Origin of the sequence: Rhizobium sp. P40RR-XXII (assembly GCF_012641405.1) — a bacterium.
GTDB lineage: Bacteria > Pseudomonadota > Alphaproteobacteria > Rhizobiales > Rhizobiaceae > Rhizobium.
In genome coordinates this window covers 55,522-73,933 of sequence record NZ_JABAII010000009.1, presented here as the reverse complement: position 1 = coordinate 73,933, position 18,412 = coordinate 55,522, and the positions used below count along the sequence as shown (strand labels likewise).

General features: G+C 58.1%; 17 protein-coding genes and 1 pseudogene. 10 read left to right on the top strand and 8 right to left on the bottom strand.

Annotation, left to right across the window (positions count from 1 at the left end):
• Positions 1-475 precede the first annotated feature (475 nt).
• The 3 genes from HGP16_RS18700 to HGP16_RS18690 all read left to right on the top strand — a co-directional run bounded on the left by HGP16_RS18700 (position 476) and on the right by HGP16_RS18690 (position 5,438).
• Entirely contained in the window at positions 476-1,639 is a 1,164-nt protein-coding gene (locus tag HGP16_RS18700; protein ID WP_168841515.1) for an NAD(P)/FAD-dependent oxidoreductase, read from the top strand.
• A gap of 261 nt (positions 1,640-1,900) precedes the next feature.
• Entirely contained in the window at positions 1,901-3,409 is a 1,509-nt protein-coding gene (locus HGP16_RS18695; RefSeq protein WP_168841514.1) for an ATPase domain-containing protein, read from the top strand.
• The gene (locus HGP16_RS18690) at positions 3,393-5,438 is read left to right on the top strand and encodes an ATP-binding protein (RefSeq protein WP_168841640.1); all 2,046 of its coding nucleotides are present in this window, start codon (positions 3,393-3,395) and stop codon (positions 5,436-5,438) included. Before HGP16_RS18695 ends, HGP16_RS18690 begins: the two co-directional genes overlap by 17 nt.
• Before the next feature lie 568 nt (positions 5,439-6,006).
• Here the strand turns inward: HGP16_RS18690 and HGP16_RS34020 are convergent.
• Positions 6,007-6,331 (bottom strand): annotated as a pseudogene (locus HGP16_RS34020) (ATP-dependent DNA ligase); the annotation flags it as partial.
• 348 nt (positions 6,332-6,679) lie between these two features.
• On the opposite strand from HGP16_RS34020, the gene HGP16_RS18680 reads away from it, so the two are divergent.
• Positions 6,680-7,216, top strand: a complete 537-nt coding sequence (locus HGP16_RS18680; protein ID WP_168841512.1) for a dihydrofolate reductase family protein — start codon at positions 6,680-6,682, stop codon at positions 7,214-7,216.
• A 44-nt stretch (positions 7,217-7,260) separates the two neighbouring features.
• Positions 7,261-7,797, top strand: a complete 537-nt coding sequence (locus tag HGP16_RS18675; RefSeq protein ID WP_246705559.1) for a TetR/AcrR family transcriptional regulator — start codon at positions 7,261-7,263, stop codon at positions 7,795-7,797.
• A 136-nt stretch (positions 7,798-7,933) separates the two neighbouring features.
• Here HGP16_RS18675 and HGP16_RS34015 read toward each other — a convergent pair whose 3' ends face one another.
• On the bottom strand, positions 7,934-8,296 hold the full coding sequence (locus tag HGP16_RS34015) for a hypothetical protein (protein WP_246705558.1): 363 nt from the start codon (positions 8,294-8,296) through the stop codon (positions 7,934-7,936).
• 564 nt (positions 8,297-8,860) lie between these two features.
• Here HGP16_RS34015 and HGP16_RS18665 point away from each other — a divergent pair.
• Entirely contained in the window at positions 8,861-10,192 is a 1,332-nt protein-coding gene (locus HGP16_RS18665) for a hypothetical protein (protein ID WP_168841510.1), read from the top strand.
• Positions 10,193-10,194: 2 nt separating this feature from the next.
• On the opposite strand, the gene HGP16_RS18660 is transcribed toward HGP16_RS18665, so the two are convergent.
• From HGP16_RS18660 to HGP16_RS18650, 3 genes are read right to left on the bottom strand one after another with little or no spacing between them, the layout of a single operon-like run.
• Entirely contained in the window at positions 10,195-10,767 is a 573-nt protein-coding gene (locus tag HGP16_RS18660; RefSeq protein WP_168841509.1) for a hypothetical protein, read from the bottom strand.
• The gene (locus HGP16_RS18655) at positions 10,757-11,317 is read right to left on the bottom strand and encodes a hypothetical protein (protein WP_168841508.1); all 561 of its coding nucleotides are present in this window, start codon (positions 11,315-11,317) and stop codon (positions 10,757-10,759) included. The genes HGP16_RS18660 and HGP16_RS18655 overlap by 11 nt, the downstream gene beginning before the upstream one ends.
• Positions 11,317-11,910 (bottom strand): hypothetical protein, encoded by a 594-nt coding sequence (locus tag HGP16_RS18650; protein ID WP_168841507.1) that lies wholly within the window; start codon positions 11,908-11,910, stop codon positions 11,317-11,319. The genes HGP16_RS18655 and HGP16_RS18650 overlap by 1 nt, the downstream gene beginning before the upstream one ends.
• 209 nt (positions 11,911-12,119) lie before the next feature.
• Here HGP16_RS18650 and HGP16_RS18645 point away from each other — a divergent pair, with 209 nt between their 5' ends.
• The 4 genes from HGP16_RS18645 to HGP16_RS18630 all read left to right on the top strand — a co-directional run bounded on the left by HGP16_RS18645 (position 12,120) and on the right by HGP16_RS18630 (position 15,217).
• Positions 12,120-13,475, top strand: a complete 1,356-nt coding sequence (locus HGP16_RS18645; protein ID WP_168841506.1) for a cation diffusion facilitator family transporter — start codon at positions 12,120-12,122, stop codon at positions 13,473-13,475.
• 70 nt (positions 13,476-13,545) lie between these two features.
• Positions 13,546-13,824, top strand: coding sequence for a metal-sensing transcriptional repressor (locus HGP16_RS18640; protein WP_168841639.1), 279 nt, complete (start codon positions 13,546-13,548; stop codon positions 13,822-13,824).
• A gap of 4 nt (positions 13,825-13,828) precedes the next feature.
• Positions 13,829-14,266, top strand: coding sequence for a YqaA family protein (locus HGP16_RS18635; protein ID WP_168841505.1), 438 nt, complete (start codon positions 13,829-13,831; stop codon positions 14,264-14,266).
• 255 nt (positions 14,267-14,521) lie between these two features.
• Positions 14,522-15,217 carry a VIT family protein gene (locus HGP16_RS18630; RefSeq protein WP_168841504.1) on the top strand — a complete coding sequence of 232 codons (696 nt, stop codon included), beginning with the start codon at positions 14,522-14,524 and terminating at the stop codon, positions 15,215-15,217.
• A 41-nt stretch (positions 15,218-15,258) separates the two neighbouring features.
• On the opposite strand, the gene HGP16_RS18625 is transcribed toward HGP16_RS18630, so the two are convergent.
• From HGP16_RS18625 to HGP16_RS18615, 3 genes are read right to left on the bottom strand one after another with little or no spacing between them, the layout of a single operon-like run.
• Positions 15,259-15,648: a DUF302 domain-containing protein gene (locus tag HGP16_RS18625; RefSeq protein ID WP_168841503.1), complete on the bottom strand. Its 390-nt coding sequence runs from the start codon at positions 15,646-15,648 to the stop codon at positions 15,259-15,261.
• Positions 15,649-15,684: 36 nt separating this feature from the next.
• Entirely contained in the window at positions 15,685-17,592 is a 1,908-nt protein-coding gene (locus HGP16_RS18620) for a heavy metal translocating P-type ATPase (protein ID WP_168841502.1), read from the bottom strand.
• 45 nt (positions 17,593-17,637) lie between these two features.
• Entirely contained in the window at positions 17,638-18,300 is a 663-nt protein-coding gene (locus tag HGP16_RS18615; protein ID WP_168841501.1) for a cytochrome b/b6 domain-containing protein, read from the bottom strand.
• Positions 18,301-18,412 lie beyond the last annotated feature (112 nt).

Here is an 18,412-nt window from a genome sequence, read left to right as displayed (position 1 = left end):
AACCAAGCTCATCGAGAGCAACAAGAAGCCGGATGCGATTGCCGAGCGGCGCGCTAGGGCACGCGTAGCGAATAAGTTCTTTCGCGTACCGCAGGCGCGGCTGCTTGCGGAGCGCAGGCCCTTCACGCACCTGATATCGATATCCGCATCGCCTTGCTGCATCTGTAACCCACCGTGTAATATCGTTAAAGCGTCGTGACCTCGACAAACCCTGAAGGCGACGGAAGCGAAACTCTGACGGGATGGACGCTATAAGTCATCCGGTACAGAGAGGCCCGTGGGGTGTACTTCTCTGACGCTGCACGAGTTCTTTGGCCTGTCGGCGTGTAAGCAGCCTTGTCCAGGTCTCTGTCCGGTACGAGTCAAAATACAAGCTCATGTTAAGCTAGGCGTGGAGGCATGACATGAATGCGTGGAGCCTCCTGATGGTGTAGCCTCAAGCGTTGAAGGCAGGAGCTTAACGGAGGAATCGCACATGGCTGATGAGGAGACAGTCATTATCGGCGCAGGCCCTGCCGGGTTGGCATGCGCCGCGGCGCTCCGTGCAAGAGGGTGCCGTTCCATTATCCTTGAAGCGACGAACAGTCTCGGCGCCTCTTGGCGGAGGCACTACGATCGTCTTCACCTCCATACTGACAAACGCCACTCAGCGCTTCCGGGAAGGCCGATGCCCGCCGATTATCCAAAATATCCGTCGCGGTTGCAGGTCATCGACTACCTCGAAAGCTATGCGCGTGCAAACAGCCTTCGAATTATCACCGACAAGACGGTGGCGAGCGTATCCAAAAAGACGGACTGGCTCGTCGAAACCACCGATGGCGATGTGTTCGAGGCGAGCGCTATCGTAATCGCAACCGGTCTCTCAAGCACTCCCTTTAGACCGCATTGGACCGGTCAGAATCATTTTCCAGGAACGATTATTCACTCTTCCGATTACCGCAACGCTTCAGCTCTCGACGCAGGTCGAATCCTGGTAGTCGGCTTTGGAAATTCGGCGGGAGAGATTGCACTGGAATGTGCTGAGGCGGGTCTCGATGTTGCCATGTCGGTGCGCGGTCCGGTCAATATCGTTCCGAGGGAAATATTCGGTATGCCAAGCGCGACGATCGCCATTGTTCAACAACGGTTTCCATACAGAATGGTCGATGCATTTAACGCGCCATTTTTGAGTTTACGCTATCGCGATATCGAGGAACTGGGTCTCAAGCTCGCTCGGCATGGCCCTCTGACCAGGATGATAGAGCAAGGTCGGACGCCGTTCATCGACATTGGGACTATCGCGAAGATCAGAGATGGTCTGATCAGGGTGTTCCCTGGCATCGAAATGTCGGATGGTGCGAGCGTGTTCTTCTCCGACGATCGGTCGCAGGATTTCGATGCGATTGTGCTGGCGACAGGCTATAAGCCGGCTCTCGAGACACTTCTGCCGGATTTAACCGACCGGTTTTCGGATGCGGGGAGGCCGGCACGGGACGAGCTTCAACCGGGAAATGACGGTCTGTACTTCTGCGGCTTTAACCCTGCTACGACGGGCCTGCTTCTCCAGATTGGGATCGAGGCCTCGCAAATCGCGAGTTCGATCGCAGCGACAGCCCGCGCAAAGTCATTCCCGGGACGGAGTTGTGGTGGCGCCAAATAGATAGGTCGACCAAAGGCTGGTGCACTCTATTCGGCGGTCATGCCAGCGGTGGAGGACGCGCTTATCCTTTGCTGGCGTTCCCGATTGATCTCATATGCCACTCCGAACTGATCGCTCTACCTCCGCACTCAACGGACGCTCACAATCACCGCGCCCGACAGGATTTGCCGGCGATAATGGAACGAATCTCCTAGTTCCAGCGTCTTCTCGTGCAGGAAACCAGGTCATTTGCCGTAATTGATAGGTCGCCATGGAGGGTACATGACAGATAGTTCAGGTGCAAAAGCAAAGACCGGGGTGGAGGGACTCGATGACGTTCTGTCCGGCGGGCTCTCACGCCGTCATGTCTTTCTGCTTGAAGGGGCTCCCGGCTCTGGCAAGACGACAATTGCGTTGCAGTTTCTTATGGAGGGAGCCAGTATCGGCGAGCGTTGTCTCTATATCACGCTTTCGGAAACAGAGGAGGAACTGCGCGACAGTGCCTTCTCGCACGGGAAGGACATCGGCGATCAGGTCGAGATTTTTGAGCTCGTTCCGCCGGAAAGTCTTCTTGACGCCGACCAGCAACAAAGTCTCCTGTACTCCTCCGACCTTGAGCTCGGAGAAACAACAAGGCTGATCTTCGAAGCCTTTGAGCGGGTGAAGCCCCATCGGGTGGTGATCGACAGCCTCTCGGAGATCCGGTTGTTAGCCCAGAGTTCGCTACGCTATCGCCGCCAGATTCTAGCACTGAAGCACTTCTTCTCGCGCTCGGATGCAACAGTTCTGCTTCTCGACGACATGACCTCGGACGCGACGGACAAGACGGTCCACAGCGTGGTGCACGGTGTCATCCACCTAGAGCAGCTTGCTCCGGACTACGGCTCCGAGCGGCGCAGGCTCAGGATTCTCAAATATCGGGGGCAAGCGTTCCGTGGTGGTTACCATGACTTCACGATCAAGACCGGCGGCGTGGCAGTCTTCCCGCGACTGCGCGCGCTGGAAAATCGGATGGCCTTTGAGCGGACTGTGGTGACGAGCGGCATAAGTGAATTCGACGATCTCCTTGGAGGCGGCATCGCACGTGGCTCCAGCACGCTTCTGATCGGTCCTGCCGGCACTGGCAAGAGCCTGTTCGCACTGCAGTTTGTCGAGGCCGCGATCAGGCGCGGAGAGCGAGCGGCTATCTTCGTCTTCGATGAGGAACTGGGGCTGCTGTTTGCCCGCACAAAGAAGATGGGGCTTGATCTAGAAGCCATGCGCGGCAAGGGCCTGATCCACATCGAGCAGTTAGACGCGGCCGAACTGTCACCCGGCGAGTTTTCCCAGCGCGTAAGAGACAAGGTCGCTAGCTTCGACGCCAAGACAGTCGTGATAGATAGCGTCAACGGGTACCAGGCTGCGATGCCTGAGGAAAACGCAGTTATCCTTCATATGCATGAGCTGCTGCAATATTTGAACAGGCAGGGTGCCAACACCTTTATCACCGTCGCGCAGCACGGCCTCGTCGGCGATATGAAGTCCCCGGTGGACGTGACGTACCTTGCAGATACAGTCATTCTGCTGCGCTACTTCGAGGCGGAGGCTCGGGTTCGCCGGGCAATCTCGGTGATCAAAAAGCGCACTGGACAACACGAGGATACGATCCGGGAATACAAGATCGGAGCAAAGGGGTTAACGCTCGGCGAACCGCTCTCCGCGTTCCAGGGGATTCTACGTGGTGTTCCTGTGTTTATGGGAGCCGGACAGCCCTTTCTGCAAACACCGGACGAGGATGGCTCCCATTCCTGAGCGCGATGTATTTGGCCTGATCCTCACTCCGATGGGTCGCGACGCGCAGATTGCGGCGGCGTTGCTGCGCGAAGCGGGCCTGTGTGCAAAAATTGTCTCGACCTTGGACGCCCTGGTGACAGATTTGAACCAGAACGTCGCCTTGGCGGTAACGACGGAAGAGGCTTTGCGATCGGTCGACCTGCGTCCGCTTGTCTCGTGGATTGAGGCGCAGCCGAGTTGGTCCGATCTTCCTATCGTCATACTGACCGCGCGCGGCGGCGGTCCTGAGCGTAATCCGGCCGCCGCCCGACTCTCGGAAGCTCTCGGCAATGTCAGTTTCGTTGAGCGACCCTTCCACCCGACAACATTCATCAGCGTGGCGCGTTCCGCAATGCGCGCGCGCCGCCGGCAGTATGAGGCGAGTGCCCGCATGGAGGCACTGGACAAAGGGGAACGTCGCCTTCAGACGGCGCTGGAGGCTGGCCGCCTCGGAGCATGGGAACTCGATCTCATGACAAACCTCCTCACGACCTCACCCACCTGCAGGGTGATCTTTGGTCGTTCGCCGAATGACGGGTTTACCTACGAGAACTTGCTGCAGACCATCCACCCGGATGATGTGGCAAGTGTGCAGGAAGCGGTCCGCAACACGATTGAAACGGGAGCGGATTACGCCGTCGCCTGTCGGACTGTCTGGCCTGACGGCTCCGTCCATGGCGCCGAAATCCGCGCACTGCTCCACCATGACCGCACTGGACGACCAATCAAGCTGGTCGGGGTTTTGGCCGACATAACCGAGCGGCTGCGGGCGGAAGAGCAGCAGCGCCATCTCAACGAGATGCTTGAGGAACGCGTTGCGGAGCGGACTCGCGAGCTGCAAGAGGCGCACAGGCTGGTACTGGCGGAGGTCAGTCAACGGGAATGGGCCGAGGAGCAGCTTCGCCACGCCCAGAAGATGGAAGCGATCGGCCAGCTCACCGGGGGGGTTGCCCACGATTTCAACAATCTCCTGATGGCGGTCCTTGGCAACCTTGAACTCCTTCGCAAGCATCTGCCAGGCGATGCGAGGGCAACTCGACTGATTGATGGAGCCCTGCAAGGCGCGCAGCGAGGCGCCTCGCTCACCCAGCGGCTGCTTGCCTTCGCCCGAAGGCAGGACCTTCAAGTAGGCCCGGTAGACCTTGCCGGTCTCGTGACCAATATGCAGGACCTTTTGCAGCGGTCCGTGGGGTCCAGGATTGCCATAGGGTTGGTCGTTCCGGAGGGCCTCCCGCCTGTATCGGCCGATGCTAACCAGGTGGAGCTCGCCCTCTTAAACTTGGCCGTTAACGCCCGCGACGCAATGCCGAATGGCGGAACGATCCAGATCGAGCTGAAGGAAGCGGAGCAGTCGGCGGTATCAGATCTCCTCGCGCCCGGACGCTATGTCGTCCTGTCGGTGATCGATCAGGGCCAAGGCATGGACTCAGCAACGCTGCAGAAGGCGATCGAGCCGTTCTTTTCCACTAAAGAGCTCGGAAAGGGCACGGGTCTCGGGCTATCCATGGTTCATGGTCTTGCTTTGCAGCTGAACGGCCAATTGAAGCTAGCAAGCACAGTGGGCGAGGGAACGACGGCGGACCTATGGATTCCCGTATCGACATCTGAGGGTCCGGAAAAAGAGCAGGATGTCGGAGCGACAGGTTCTCGGAATGAAGCAGGCCCCAAGCGGATCCTTCTTGTGGACGACGACTTCCTGATTGCTATGAGTTCGGCCGACATGCTGACTGATCTTGGCCACGAGGTCGTCGAAGCCCATTCCGGAAAGGAGGCGCTCTCCTTGATTGATGGCGGCGCCACCTTCGACCTTTTAATCACTGACTACTCCATGCCGGGCATGACGGGAGGGGAACTTGCAAGAGCAGTCCGAGACCGTTTCCCGACGCTGCCTATCGTGCTGGCCTCAGGCTACGTCGACTTTCCGTCCGGCGTGGAACTTGAGGTGGCCAGACTGGCAAAGCCATATTCCCAAGACGAACTAGCCCACATGCTTAGCAAAATTCTTTAGCTAGCTGGTAAACGGTGCGAAAGACTGCAGCGCCACGGAGATACCGAGAAAATCTGGGCAAGTGGTCTTTGCACAGACTGTTCCTTCGATATAGGTGCATCGGGAGCCCGATACTGAGAGAGGGCCCCGAGGGCTTGAAGGCCGTCGGCATCACCACCTCCGGTACGAGCTCCTGTCGGAAGTTCGACCGCGCGCGCTGCTATAATTTTGCGGTCGGGCTGGACCCCGAAGTGATCGAAGCGGCGCACAAGCATCCCGCAAGGCCTGGGCGTGTCTCATCGAAGAGCAATAGCGACGACCCGCGCCGTGGGGTCTTGACTGCCCGATCTTGCCGATCATTCTAACCTTTTTCGGGCTTCGAATTGCGCTTAAGTGAAAATTTCTGGCATCTCTTCGATGCGGCGCCGAGAACAACCTCTGTGCCCAACAAGGCCATCGCCGGCGGCTAGCCTTTTCCCAAAGCATTCCGAATTGTGCGGTTGGCATGGATATAGCTCTTGAGCACAGGGTTTGGCGACTGCCGATGCACTTGGGGTGGATTCTCCAAATAGGCAGTGTCGTTGGTTCTGATCCCTTCCAGATCCTGGCGGCACACATGCACCAACGGGAAAGGGGTTCGGCGTCGGGTGTCTCCAATAGCGAATAGCGCCGTATCTGCCGTTCAGCGTTTCTTCGAGGAGATGTTGGTGCGATCCGTATTCGACATCGCACAGATCGTGTCCGTTCAGATCCGTGAGATCGACCACGTATAGGATTGCGTCGGAGGCCCGCTTACCCCGGATTTTTACCGAATGCCGCCAAGCGGGTTGTTGTAGCAGCCCGAAATTCGGCCGCTCCTCGTCATCGAGCACAACGGCCTCGCCGTCGATGATCATCGTCGCCGGCCCGAGCGCGGGCTTACCTGATTAAGGTTAGCATTCGGTACATTTCGACTAAGGGTGAATGTCTGGCGAGAACGCGCGCCCTCAATGTCAGCCGGAGGGCATCCCTTAGCCGAACCCCGATTGCAGATAAATAGTGGATCAGGCGCGGCGGCATGTTTGCGCGCCCATCTCGGCTATACGGACCGGCCAATCGATTTCCTGATAGCTGCGGGTTTTCGAAACCGTCAGGGCCGGCTGAATTGGAGTGGAAGCTCTCAGCTCGCTATCTGAGCGGCAAGTGACGGGACCGGACTGGCAGGCGCATTGACATACATCGCATTTCCATCATTTATACAGTGTATAATTATGGAGTTATGAATGGTCACCGGACACGTATTCATCGCCACGAGCCTTGATGGTTTTATTGCCCGTGAAAACGGGGATATCGATTGGCTGCTCAAGCACGATCAAGCTGGGGAGGATCATGGCTACGACGACTTCATAGGAGATATCGACGTCATCGTGATGGGGCGGGGCACTTACGAAGCGGTCCGAAGCATGGGACAGTGGTTCTATACCCGACCGGTACTGGTTTTGTCGGCACAGCTTGCACAACAAGAGGTGCCCTCCGAGCTCAAAGGAAAGGTGCGCTTTTTGGACAAGTCACCTGGAAAAGCGATGGCGATGCTGGCGTCCGAGGGCGCACGACGCGCCTACGTGGATGGCGGACGCATCATTCAATCATTCCTCGAGCTTGACATGATCAGTGACATGGTGATCACCAGGGTGCCAATCTTGCTCGGAAGCGGCCGCCCTCTTTTTGGCGCCGATCCGCGCGATGTGGCGCTTGCGCACAAGGGCACAAGGTCTTTCCCTTCTGGACTGGTCCAGTCTCACTATGAAGTCGTGAAATGATAGCGAGGCGGCGAGGTCGTCCACCTATCGACGGAAGGACCGTTTTGCCAGAGAGCATTCTTTCAGGGGCCTTGGGAATACTCAAGACCGACGGCCTCGACGGCTTGACCATGCGCGCCTTGGCAACTCGCGTGGGCATCAATCCCATGACAATCTACCACCACTTCGAGGATCGGGATGGACTTATCAAGGCACTCGCGGAGAGTGTATATGAGGACGTCGCAGCGCCTGAAACGGGCGATTCGCTTGCGCGCGCCCGCAGTCTCCTCACTGCTTACTACGCCAAAGTGGTCCTCTATCCGGCTCTAACCTTGGCGATATTTGCCCGGCCAGCCGTTTTTCCGGACCATGCCAAGAGAATAACCAGTGAGCTGACCGGGTTGTTGAGCGGACACAACCACTCCTCGCGCTGGACACACATCCTCATCGATTACACGCATGGTGCCGCCCTCGCAGTAGCTAGCCAAGATGGAAACCCAGGGCACCAGCGCTCAAATGAAGTAATGCTCGATGATTTTGAAAGCGGACTTGCCGAGCTGCTGGGGGCGTTTGGGAATTCTCCCGAGAACTATAGCACTTAGATCGAGCTCATCAGCCTTCGAGGCGCCCGTCGCAAAGTGCCTCAGGAACATGATCGATCGCGCAAAAGCGAGCCAGCCAGCAACTTTTCAACTTGTGTCTAGGTGGCTGCTTTCGGGGAGCGTCGCAAGAGCTTCGTCAGGTGCGCTGCGACGATAAAGTCGATCTCTCCGATATCCTTGAACACGTTTTGAGCGCATGCGCTCCGTCGGAGGTATAGGCGTCGGGGTGTAGGTCGAGAGCAAAACCCGGCGTTTGTGGATTGAGATAAGGCAGCACCTGCTGGTCGTCGATGAAGATGTCGACGTCGAAACTCTCACGGTGGCAGATCTGCAGCATCAGCACAGTGCCGCCGCCGAAACTCCAGCTGTCGAGAACGGTCAACTTTGAATTGCCTTGGTTGATTGTCTCCTGGGCCTTGGTCAAAGAACTCGGCCCAATGGCTGCTTTGAGGTTGTGGCGCTGGGCGGCTGGAGCGAACGGCAATTCGTATCCGACCATGTCGGAAAACGCTGCGCAACGACAACGACATCAGCAAGGTTGACATGCATCATCGAGAAACGAATACTGTAGGCTTTCGCTAACATCAGAAAAGAACGTAAATGCAGATGCGTCGTAATGGTCGGCGCTCGCCGGGTCGACAATCTTCGATGCCAACTGCTCAGCCGAGAGGCTCGTCCCGCAAGGGGCGTTTACCGTAGCCAACACTGTCGCAGTGATGAATGTCATTGATTTTTGCCACAGTTAATACATTGCCTTGAATAGCCGATTGCGACGATTGAGACAACGAGCGCACGGTTTACCTGCATCCTTTTGTCGCTGGTTCGATTCCTTTCAACTGCGCTGATGCCGAATGAAGCGCTCTTCCGGGTTTTCCTCCTTTGAAAGGTTGGCGCTATCGGATCAATTGTGGAGATTTTTGTTGCTATGTCCAATCACGGCTTCTTGCCTCCATTTGGGCCGGCGTGGAGGGGAAGGAAAATGCGGCTCCAGCCCGTCGACGCAAAGTGTCCGTTAGGGAGGAGGGAATAGTTTATCGCCAGGTGGTTGAGGTTGTAAGATGGATTGGCGATTGACGGTTCGATTGCTACTATCCGTTTCATGACGGCTCTCTCGCAGACCACTAGCCAGCCAATCCGCCTCCTGTTCCGGCTGTCATTGCTGACGTTGCAACTCCTGTGGCGTTTCTGGCCGCAGCTGATAGTGCTGTGGCTGCTCGGACTGATTGGAAATTCACTTCTCAATGAATTTGCAGTCATGATCGGCCGGTTGAACGCATTGGCCGGTCTGTCCACCTTGGCACTAGTCGTGCTTCTCAAACTGGTGATCCTCGTCGCCCTGTTCGAGACAGTGAGACCGGGATTGCCGGCACTCGACGCTGCCTCGCGTGTTGCGGCTGCACGCCCCGATAGTGATGGCGGGGACAGTCCTGCGACGTCGGGCTTCACATCGCTGCTCGCGCTCACCCTCGTGCCATTCTTCGCCTTCTATGCCGCCTGGGGCTTCCTAGGCGACACGGTAAGGGAATATTCCAGACTGTCGCTCGACCTGACGATGTTCGGCAAAGACTATAATCCCCTGAAATTCAGTAGCAGCGCCTTGCTCCTAGTGTCGGTTGCCGTTGCCTGGGCGGTCCGGCGCTTCGCCAAGTTCATGCACAAGCGATCGAAGGCCCCGATCTGGGCGATCATCATCGTTGTTTGCGAGGCGAACTGGGCTTTTATCGGTCTCTACGTTATTTCCACCTGGGAGGGCGATATCCGCTCGTGGGTCGCCAACCTGCCCGAAACGATCGGACATTTCCTCGGGCTTCTCAATCCGGTTGGTGATGCTGCGGCAGCCACCGTCTTTCCGCCGACTGCGGAAGCAGCTTCGATTTCCCCTTCCACGCAGATGCGCGGACTGTTCCTCTATGCCCTCTATCCCGTCGTATGGCAGACTCTTGCTGCATTAGTCTATGGCTATGACATCAATGGCGAACGACCGCTGACCGAAGGTCGCCTGGCGCGTGCAGTTTCGCGGTGGGAGGCGCTGCCGAAAGCCTTGCGCGATTTTATTTCGCATTTCGTTGCAGGGACGGCCAAACGCTATCGCGCCTTGGCGGAGGGTGTCGGCCTGACCTTAAATTCCGGGATCAGGCTTACGCTCGGTGTCATCCTGCTTTACAGGATGCTGGATTGGAGCGCGGCATGGGCTTGGTATGGGATATCCCGTTTTATCGGTCCGCACGATTTGTCTCTATGGCAAATGATTGCCCAAGCCATTACGCTCTTCTTCGGCAGCCCCAGTTCGCCGGGTGACGGCATTCTCGTCATGCCGATCAAGATTTGCCTGCTCGCCGCTGCGCTAGAGATTGGTTTTGCGCAAGGACGGCAATGGCCCCGAAGCGGAGATTGATCCTAGTTTAGCCGCAGCGGAAAGGAGATGGTGTCCGGCCGTGTCGAGTCGAAACTTAGCCGTACTGACAATGAGGGGATCGCATTGGCCGGGATAACGAACTTTTCTTCGATGAGCGCACTTGCTCCCTTGGCGGGCGGTTTACGAGATATCGCGTCGCATCCGTCGACCGGCATTGCCTTCGGATCGAGATCGCGGCTGATATCGTTGGAAAGAATGAAATTGAGTGGAAGCCAGCGTCGCCCGCTGGAGTCCGTTAGTGTCAGCTGACATTGCGCCCAGGAATCGCCGATCTCTTCCTCGGCTTTTGCCGTTATGCGCACGATTATAAGGCGCATTTGCCCTGGGAACGTTATCTTCCCATCGCGGCCGTCGCCAATCAGTCTTGCCTGATCGAGTGACCATAAAGCATTGGCATAAACGTGCCCGCCGACGCTGTCATAGACCCAAAGCTCGTTTCGTCGAACGTAGTCCTGGGCATTGCGCCATACATTGATGCCGTAGTTGCCGGCCAGCAGGAAAGGGAGGCTCACTAAGGACGCAAACCACAATCGCCGTTCTTGTTTAGACACCATTGTCGCCAATCTCCGCCCGGTCACGTATCTCGATGGCGCTCTGATTGAGTTTGACGCGAATTTCAGAGTCCAACTGCGGTGAGGGCTGCTTGGAAACGACCAGTGTGATATCGTGTGCATCTGCTTCCGGGAGCTCGAATATGATTATGCCCGTGCTCGACAGGCCCGGCTGCAGCGTTTTGGTCGACACTAGACCAGGAGCGCCGTCCGCACGGTGGCTTTGCCGGTAAAGACGTCCGGAGGCCCCTTCTATCGCTGCCGCCTGGATCTTCATCGTTTCTTGTCTTGTCTGGAGCTCGACGCTGGCAATTACCCAGACGCCCTCCGTCTGCCGCTCGATTGGCTTTCCATAGCGGGTGAACGCAAGCGTCTTGGCGCATATGATCTTGTGGACTTTGATCCTGAAAGTCCTACTCGACACGGCATCCTTCTGCCGGCCAATCGTCTCGATCGGTCCCGTTAGGACGGCATAGCTTGGCGTCGTCGATTGCAGGAAGGCGAGTATGAGCGCAGCCAGGCCGACCAGTACTAGGGCGAGAAGCAGCCGCATCAAGGGGCCGCTCCTTCTGGGGCCGTGACAACCGGCAAGTCGACGCGCGCGATGTTGGTGGGATTGAACCATCCCGGTGCGGCATAAAGATTGTCCTTCGGCTTATATGTAGTACCGACGACCGTCACTTTCAGGACCTTGGGCAATGCCTGTGTTGCCGGCAGCTCCCAGACGGCCTGCACCGTCTCAGGCATCATCGGCTGAAGATCCCACAGCTGCTCGCGATCACGGACGAGATAGAACTGCGGCATCGGCGCGTTGGGAATGTTGTCGAGTTTGATTGTGTCCCGATACAGGTTCGAACTCTCTGCAGTCAGGTTCTCGAGCATCAGATCTATCGTTAAGGCCTTCTTCCCGTTGGAGGTGCGTAGCCCATCCGGTGTTTGGGCAGCGAGGTTGGCGGAATTGAGTGTGACTTTCCACTGGCCGCTGTCGATGGAGGCGCCGGCCGCTACGTGCGACACCTCCGTGCCCGTGCGGGTTTCATAGATCGATAGTCCGAGCGATAGTACCCCGGCCAGAACGCCGCCGATTCCGGCGACGATGCGCGTCTGGAGTGCTTTGTTCGTTCTTTTAATGATCGATTGCTTCATCGCCGGATTCGGTTGGGATTAGCATTTGTCACCAGGGATTGAGCCTGAACCAAATGACAATCCTTATGTGGTGCATGCGCTTGATCTGGCAAGGGCGGTGATTTCAGTCTGGTCCGTCAATGGATCCGCTCTCAAACAAATGTGGAGCGGCCTTGCATGATCCTTTCCAGGGGGATAGGATAACAGCGATTTCAGAAACGGAGCGATGGATGCTTTCGCGTTTCAAGGAATGGTTCGGCTTCGGACATGCCAGCCACGCGAAATTGCACCCCCATGGGGCGCGTGGTCATTCACATGGCGAAGGCGGGCACGGTCACACTCACGGGGTCGTCGACCCCAGCATAGCCTCGTCGAAGCGCGGCATTTGGGCGATCAAGTGGTCCTTCGTGATCCTGGTGATCACCGCAGCGCTGCAGCTCGTCGTCGTGTTCTACTCCGGCAGCGTCGCGCTTCTTGCCGACACCATCCACAACGTCGGCGACGCCGCGACCACCATCCCTCTCTGGATCGCCTTCTCGCTCGTGCGTCGTGCGGCTACGAAGACCTTCAACTACGGGCTCGGCCGGGTCGAGGACTATGCCGGACTGATCATCGTCCTGATCATCCTTTTCAGCGCTCTTGTCGCGGGCTACGAGGCGATCGACCGCCTGATCAACCCGCAGCCGATCACGCAGCTTATGGCCGTCGCGGTCGCGGGCGTCGTCGGCTTCATCGGCAACGAGGCCGTCGCGGTGTTCCGCATCCGGGTCGGACGCGAGATGAACAGCGCGGCCCTGATCGCCGACGGCTATCACGCCCGTACCGACGGCATGACGAGCCTTGCGGTCGTCGTTGGAGCGCTCGGCGTCTGGTTCGGTTTCCCGCTGGCGGATCCAATCATCGGCCTGCTAATCACGTTGGCGATCTTTGGGATCGTCTGGCAGTCGGCGCATGCCGTCGTCACCCGGAGCCTGGACGGCATCGAGCCGGGGATCGCGGACGAGATCCGTCATGCCGCGGACCACGTCCAGGGGATCGACGGCGTAATCGAAGTGAGGGCCCGCTGGCTCGGCCACAAGCTCCATGCGGATGTGGTCGTCGCTGTAGATCCGTCGAAGACGATATCGGAAGCAAACCTGATCGCGGCCGCCTTACGCCGGAGGCTGCAGGGGCACCTGCCCTCGCTCGGAAACGCCACCGTTCAATTCGGCGATCAGGGAGCAGCGGCGACGGCTTCTGCCTCGCACGATCACGGTCATGGTCACCACCATGCCCCCGCGCCATTCACGGTGAGTTCCCGATTGGCGACCGGATTGCTGGAGATTATCGACACAGCCGATGGCGAGCGCATGCTGCTATCGCTTTCCAAGCATGCCAAGGGTTTGGAAGCGGTTGTTGAGATCACCCGGCAGGACGGCGTGGAAAGATTGCCTCTCCTTCCTTCGCCGACGGATCATCATGCTCTTGTCAGCGCACTCGCCCCGGAGGAGCCGCACGAGTTCGACGCAATGCTGAAGCTGACGGCAGGCGTCGAGATCGACGATCTTCCCTTCAGGATGGAAGAGCCGGAAGGGCATCATCACTGACCTGTTCGGGAGACGGTCGTCGGCGTATGGTCGGACCGCCGACTCTGGAGGGATATAGAGTATGGACACCATGACAGAACCGCACACTCACGCCACCCACCCGGAGATCGTCAAGCGCCTCAAGCGGGCCGAGGGTCATCTGAAGAGCGTCATCGCGATGATCGAGAGCGGCAAGCCGTGCCTGGACATCGCGCAGCAGCTTTCCGCGGTGGAGAAGGCCATCGTCAACGCCAAGCGGACGCTCATCCAGGACCACCTCGACCACTGCCTCGAGGCGACGGTCGGTGCGCTCCCTCGCGACAAGCGACAGTCGATCGAGGAGTTTAAGACGATCACGAAGTACCTCTGAGGCCATGGCCGACGTGCTGGCCTATCTGGGACTGTTCGCCTCCGCCTTCGGCGCCGCAACCGTCTTGCCGATGCAGTCGGAAGCCGTGCTTGTCGGGCTTCTCCTTTCCCAAAAGCTCTCAATCTTTTGGCTGGTGGTCGTCGCGAGCTTGGGGAATGTTCTCGGTTCTCTTATGAACTGGTTTCTTGGTCGCGGCATCGAACGCTTTCGGAATAAAACTTGGTTCCCGGTCGGCCCGGCGTCGCTCGATCGGGCACAGGCCTGGTATAGCCGCTTCGGGAAATGGTCGCTGCTCGGAAGCTGGCTGCCGATCGTCGGCGACCCGATCACGATCGTGGCGGGAGTCCTGCGGGAGCCGCTCCTGACATTCCTGCTACTGGTGACCCTTGCGAAAGTCGGTCGATACCTAGTATTTGCGGCAGCGACCACCGGACTAGCCTAATGTGCCAGCAGATCATCGACGTCATACGCATAGACAGGCGCGCATTTCTCGGCAGGAGCGCGGGGAGGTTTTGCAACATTGATCGGAAAGCCGCCATTCTTCGATGCGCCGCCATCGCAAGCGTTCGGATCGGCATCGAAGATGTTTGAGAGACTCTACACTGACTATTCTCGCACCCGTTCTGTTGAAAGCCTCCAACTTTTGCTCCAATGATAATGAGTACTTGCAAATACTTGCGGCGATCGAGGTGAATGTATGAGTAGAACGCATTCCGAAAACCATCTTGTCGCTCGCATTGGCTGGCTGCGGGCAGCTGTTCTAGGTGCAAACGATGGCATCGTTTCGACCGCCAGTCTTATTATGGGTGTCGCCTCCGCGTCGGCTGGAACATCGCAGGTGCTGGTGGCCGGCGTAGCGGGCCTGGTCGCAGGCGCCATGTCGATGGCGGCGGGCGAATATGTCTCGGTCAGCTCGCAGGCGGACACCGAGGCGGCCGATCTTGCTCGCGAACGCTTGGAGCTTCAAACCCAGCCCGAGGCTGAGCTTGACGAATTGACCCAAATTTATGTCGAGAGAGGCCTTAGCTATGATCTCGCAAGGCAAGTGGCCACACAACTGACGGCGAACAACGTGCTGGGCGCTCATGCGCGTGACGAGCTTGGAATTGTCGAGCACATGGCGGCGCGCCCGATCGAAGCCGCCCTGACATCGGCAGTAACTTTCGCAGTGGGGGCGGCCTTACCCCTTCTCATGGTCATCCTTTCGCCCTCGGGGACCCTGGTCTACTCGGTTGCCATCGCATCGCTGGTTTTCCTAGCGCTTCTCGGCGCCATCGGGGCGAGGGCGGGGGGTGCAGGCGTTCTAAAGGCGAGTGTTCGTGTCACTTTCTGGGGTGCCTTTGCCATGGCCCTGACGGCAGGGATCGGCGCGCTGGTTGGCACAGCGGTCTAGTCAAAGTCTGCTTCCTCGAGGCGATGCCTTCGCGCAGATGCTCAAAGTTCAGCGATGACTTCGGCGAGCATTGAACGCACGTTTCCAGCCAGTATCGCCAGCTTACCGTTGTCGATCGCCCGCATGGATGCCACAGGATCAATTGCGCTGACCGTCACGTCACCAGCGCCGATTGCCCGCACGATCACATTGCAAGGCAACATGGCTCCTACCTTCGGCTCGACCTTCATGGCTTCATATGCCATATGCGGATTACACGCACCAAGGATCAGGTACGCGTCGACCTCAACGTCCAGTTTCTTCTTCATCGTCGCCTTGACGTCGATCTCCGTCAACACGCCGAAGCCATGCTTGGATAGCGCCGCCTTCGTGCGAACGACGACGTCCTCGAAACTGCTTCCTTTGAGCGTACGATCAATCGTGTAATTCATCTTAGGCTCCTTTCTTCATCAATCCTGCGAAGTTATTCAGGCGGCATTTTCTCGGATGGTGCCATCACAAGAAGCTCCCGTAATCTGTTTCTCGGGATTTTTTTCCACGTGTGGCCGAACATGCAGCGCCCGCAGGGCATTCAAAATGACGGCGACGTCAATCGCTTCCTGTAGGACGGCGCCCTGCACGGGTGTCAGATAGCCGAAAGCCGCTGCCAGCATGCCTAAGATGGACAAGCCGATTCCGGCCACGACGCTTTCCAACGCGATGCGTCGGGAGCGGCGGGCAATATGGATCCCCGCACCAAGGCGGTCGATGGTATCGACAAGGAGAATGACGTCGGCAGCCTCGGCGGAAGCCGCTGCTCCCCGCGCTCCCATGGCAACTCCAAGGTCAGCTGCGGCGAGCGCCGGAGCATCATTGATGCCATCGCCCACCATCATGACTGGCCCGCTCTTCCGTTCGGCTAGTACCAGCATAACCTTTTGGTCTGGTGACAGTCCGGCGTGAAGGCCATCCAGACCAAGTCCTTCGGTGACGCGTTCGGCAACCTCCATGCGGTCGCCGGTAGCAAGAAGAATACGGCTGATGCCTTGATGGCGCAATTCACCGAGCGTTGATCCCGCACCCTCTCGCAAAGGATCCGCCATGACAAGACGGGCTGCCAGGCGCCCGTCCACTGCCACGGCTACCAGGACAGAACCTGACGCAAGGGCTGGATGATCGTCTGAGTGCCGCCTCAGATGACCGGCGACGAAATTGTCGCCGCCGACAATGACCTTGTGACCATCAACGCTTCCTCGAACACCTTCTCCGGGGATTTCAACTGCCTCCGATGGCACGGGAAGCGCTAGCTCCCGCGCCTTGGCAGCTGCAACAATGGCTTGCGCCACGGGATGTTTCGAAGCCTGATCGAGGGCTGCGGCAAGACGAAGTATCTCATCGTCGGGTATGCCGATGTAGCTGTTGATCGCGACAATCTGCGGTCGCCCATCCGTCAGTGTGCCTGTCTTGTCGAGGATAAGTGTGCGGATACGCGCCATTGTTTCAAGAGGCTTGGCGCCCTTGATCAGCACGCCGTAATGTGCCGCGCGCGATAGACCAGCCACCAGCGCGACCGGGACAGCCAGAATCAAAGGACAGGGTGTTGCAATGACCAACACCGCCACCGCTCGGATAGGATCTTGAGTGAACCACCAAGCTGCCAGGGCGAGTGCCACAGTTACGGCGAGAAATCCCAGCGACCAGCGGTCCGCCAGGCGTGACATGGGGGCCTTAGATTGCTGAGCCTCTTCCACGAGGCGAACGATGCCGGCATAGGTACTCTCCTTGGCGAGCCTCGTGGCGATCAGATCGAACACATCTCCCACATTCGTCGAGCCGCTCATGGCCTCAGAGCCTATTGCAAGCCGCACCGGGAGCGATTCGCCCGTAAGTGCGGATGTGTCAAGGAAAGCAAAGGCCGAAGCCACGGTACCGTCTACTGGAAGGACGTCACCCTGTCGAACCAGTAGCTTGTCGCCCGGTGCGATCACGTCCAGCGGCACATCCTCAAGTTTGCCGTCGCGATGCCTCGTCGCGGTCCGTGGAGCGCGCGAAAGAAGATCGTGCATTTCACGACGGGCACGACCTTCCGCGAAGCTTTCAAGGAAGGTGCCGCCGGCATACATGACGGCCACAACTGCGGCCGCCAGACCCTCTCCAAAGGCGACCGCCGCAGACATCGACAATGCTGCGACGATATCGAGGCCGACCTCTCCGTGCCAAAAATCACGAACGATTTCCGCCAGAAGGGCTACAAGGATCGGCAGAACACACGTTGTCCAGACCATTCCTGCGAGATCTGACCTGCCAAGAAATTGGAGCACGAGGCCGCCAATCAGCCCCGTAACCGCGATCACTAGAAGTGCGCCTCTTATTCGATCACGATTGAATATTCCCATGAGGTCAAACCCTCGATGCGCCTTGACCTAGGTCTTGCGCGCCTCTTATTCGTTGGATGGACTTCCGTGCGACGTGCTCATCGGCGGCTGTCTACCCTCGCGCTTGCGTCCAGTGACCATCGCACGAGCAAGGTTTTCCTGATGCATGAAGCTTGCGAGGATCACACCGAGTATGTGGAAGACGACGAGGCCAAGGGTAACATTCGCAATCGCTCCATGAAGGTCGCTGACAATATTCTCGTCTCGGCGATCTCCGCCTTCATTTTGTTGACCGGTGAAAGTCCGTGCGTCAACAGGAGGCGTCTCGACATATAACGGCGCCAAAGGTCCACCGCCCTCTTGACCATATCCGATAAGGCCAGTTGAAACCGTGGCAGCAAGGGAAGCCAGAAGTGCGATAACCATTGCCCCACCAGCTGGGCTGTGCCCAATATAGCGCTTTGCGCGTCCGCGCGTTAGATCCCAGAGATAGTGGCTAGCGGTAACGGGACCGGTAACGAAGTCGGCGAAACGCGCGTGGCGGGTTCCGATGAATCCCCAGACGACTCGAGCGACGATGAGAACACCGACTACATAACCGGCCCAGATATGCACTTGTCTGGCGTCTTCGGTCAGATATGCGACGAAGAATCCCAATGCAATTGTCCAGTGCGCTATCCGAACGAAAGCGTCCCAAACCTGGATGTCGGAGGAAGTCCGAGCGTGCATCCCTTTCACTCCTGGCTGAATGGATATCAGCTAAAGACACCGCTTTAGTCTCATGCGCCTTGATACGGATCAAAGGACAAGGCGAAGACCGATACGCTCGGCTGATACCAAG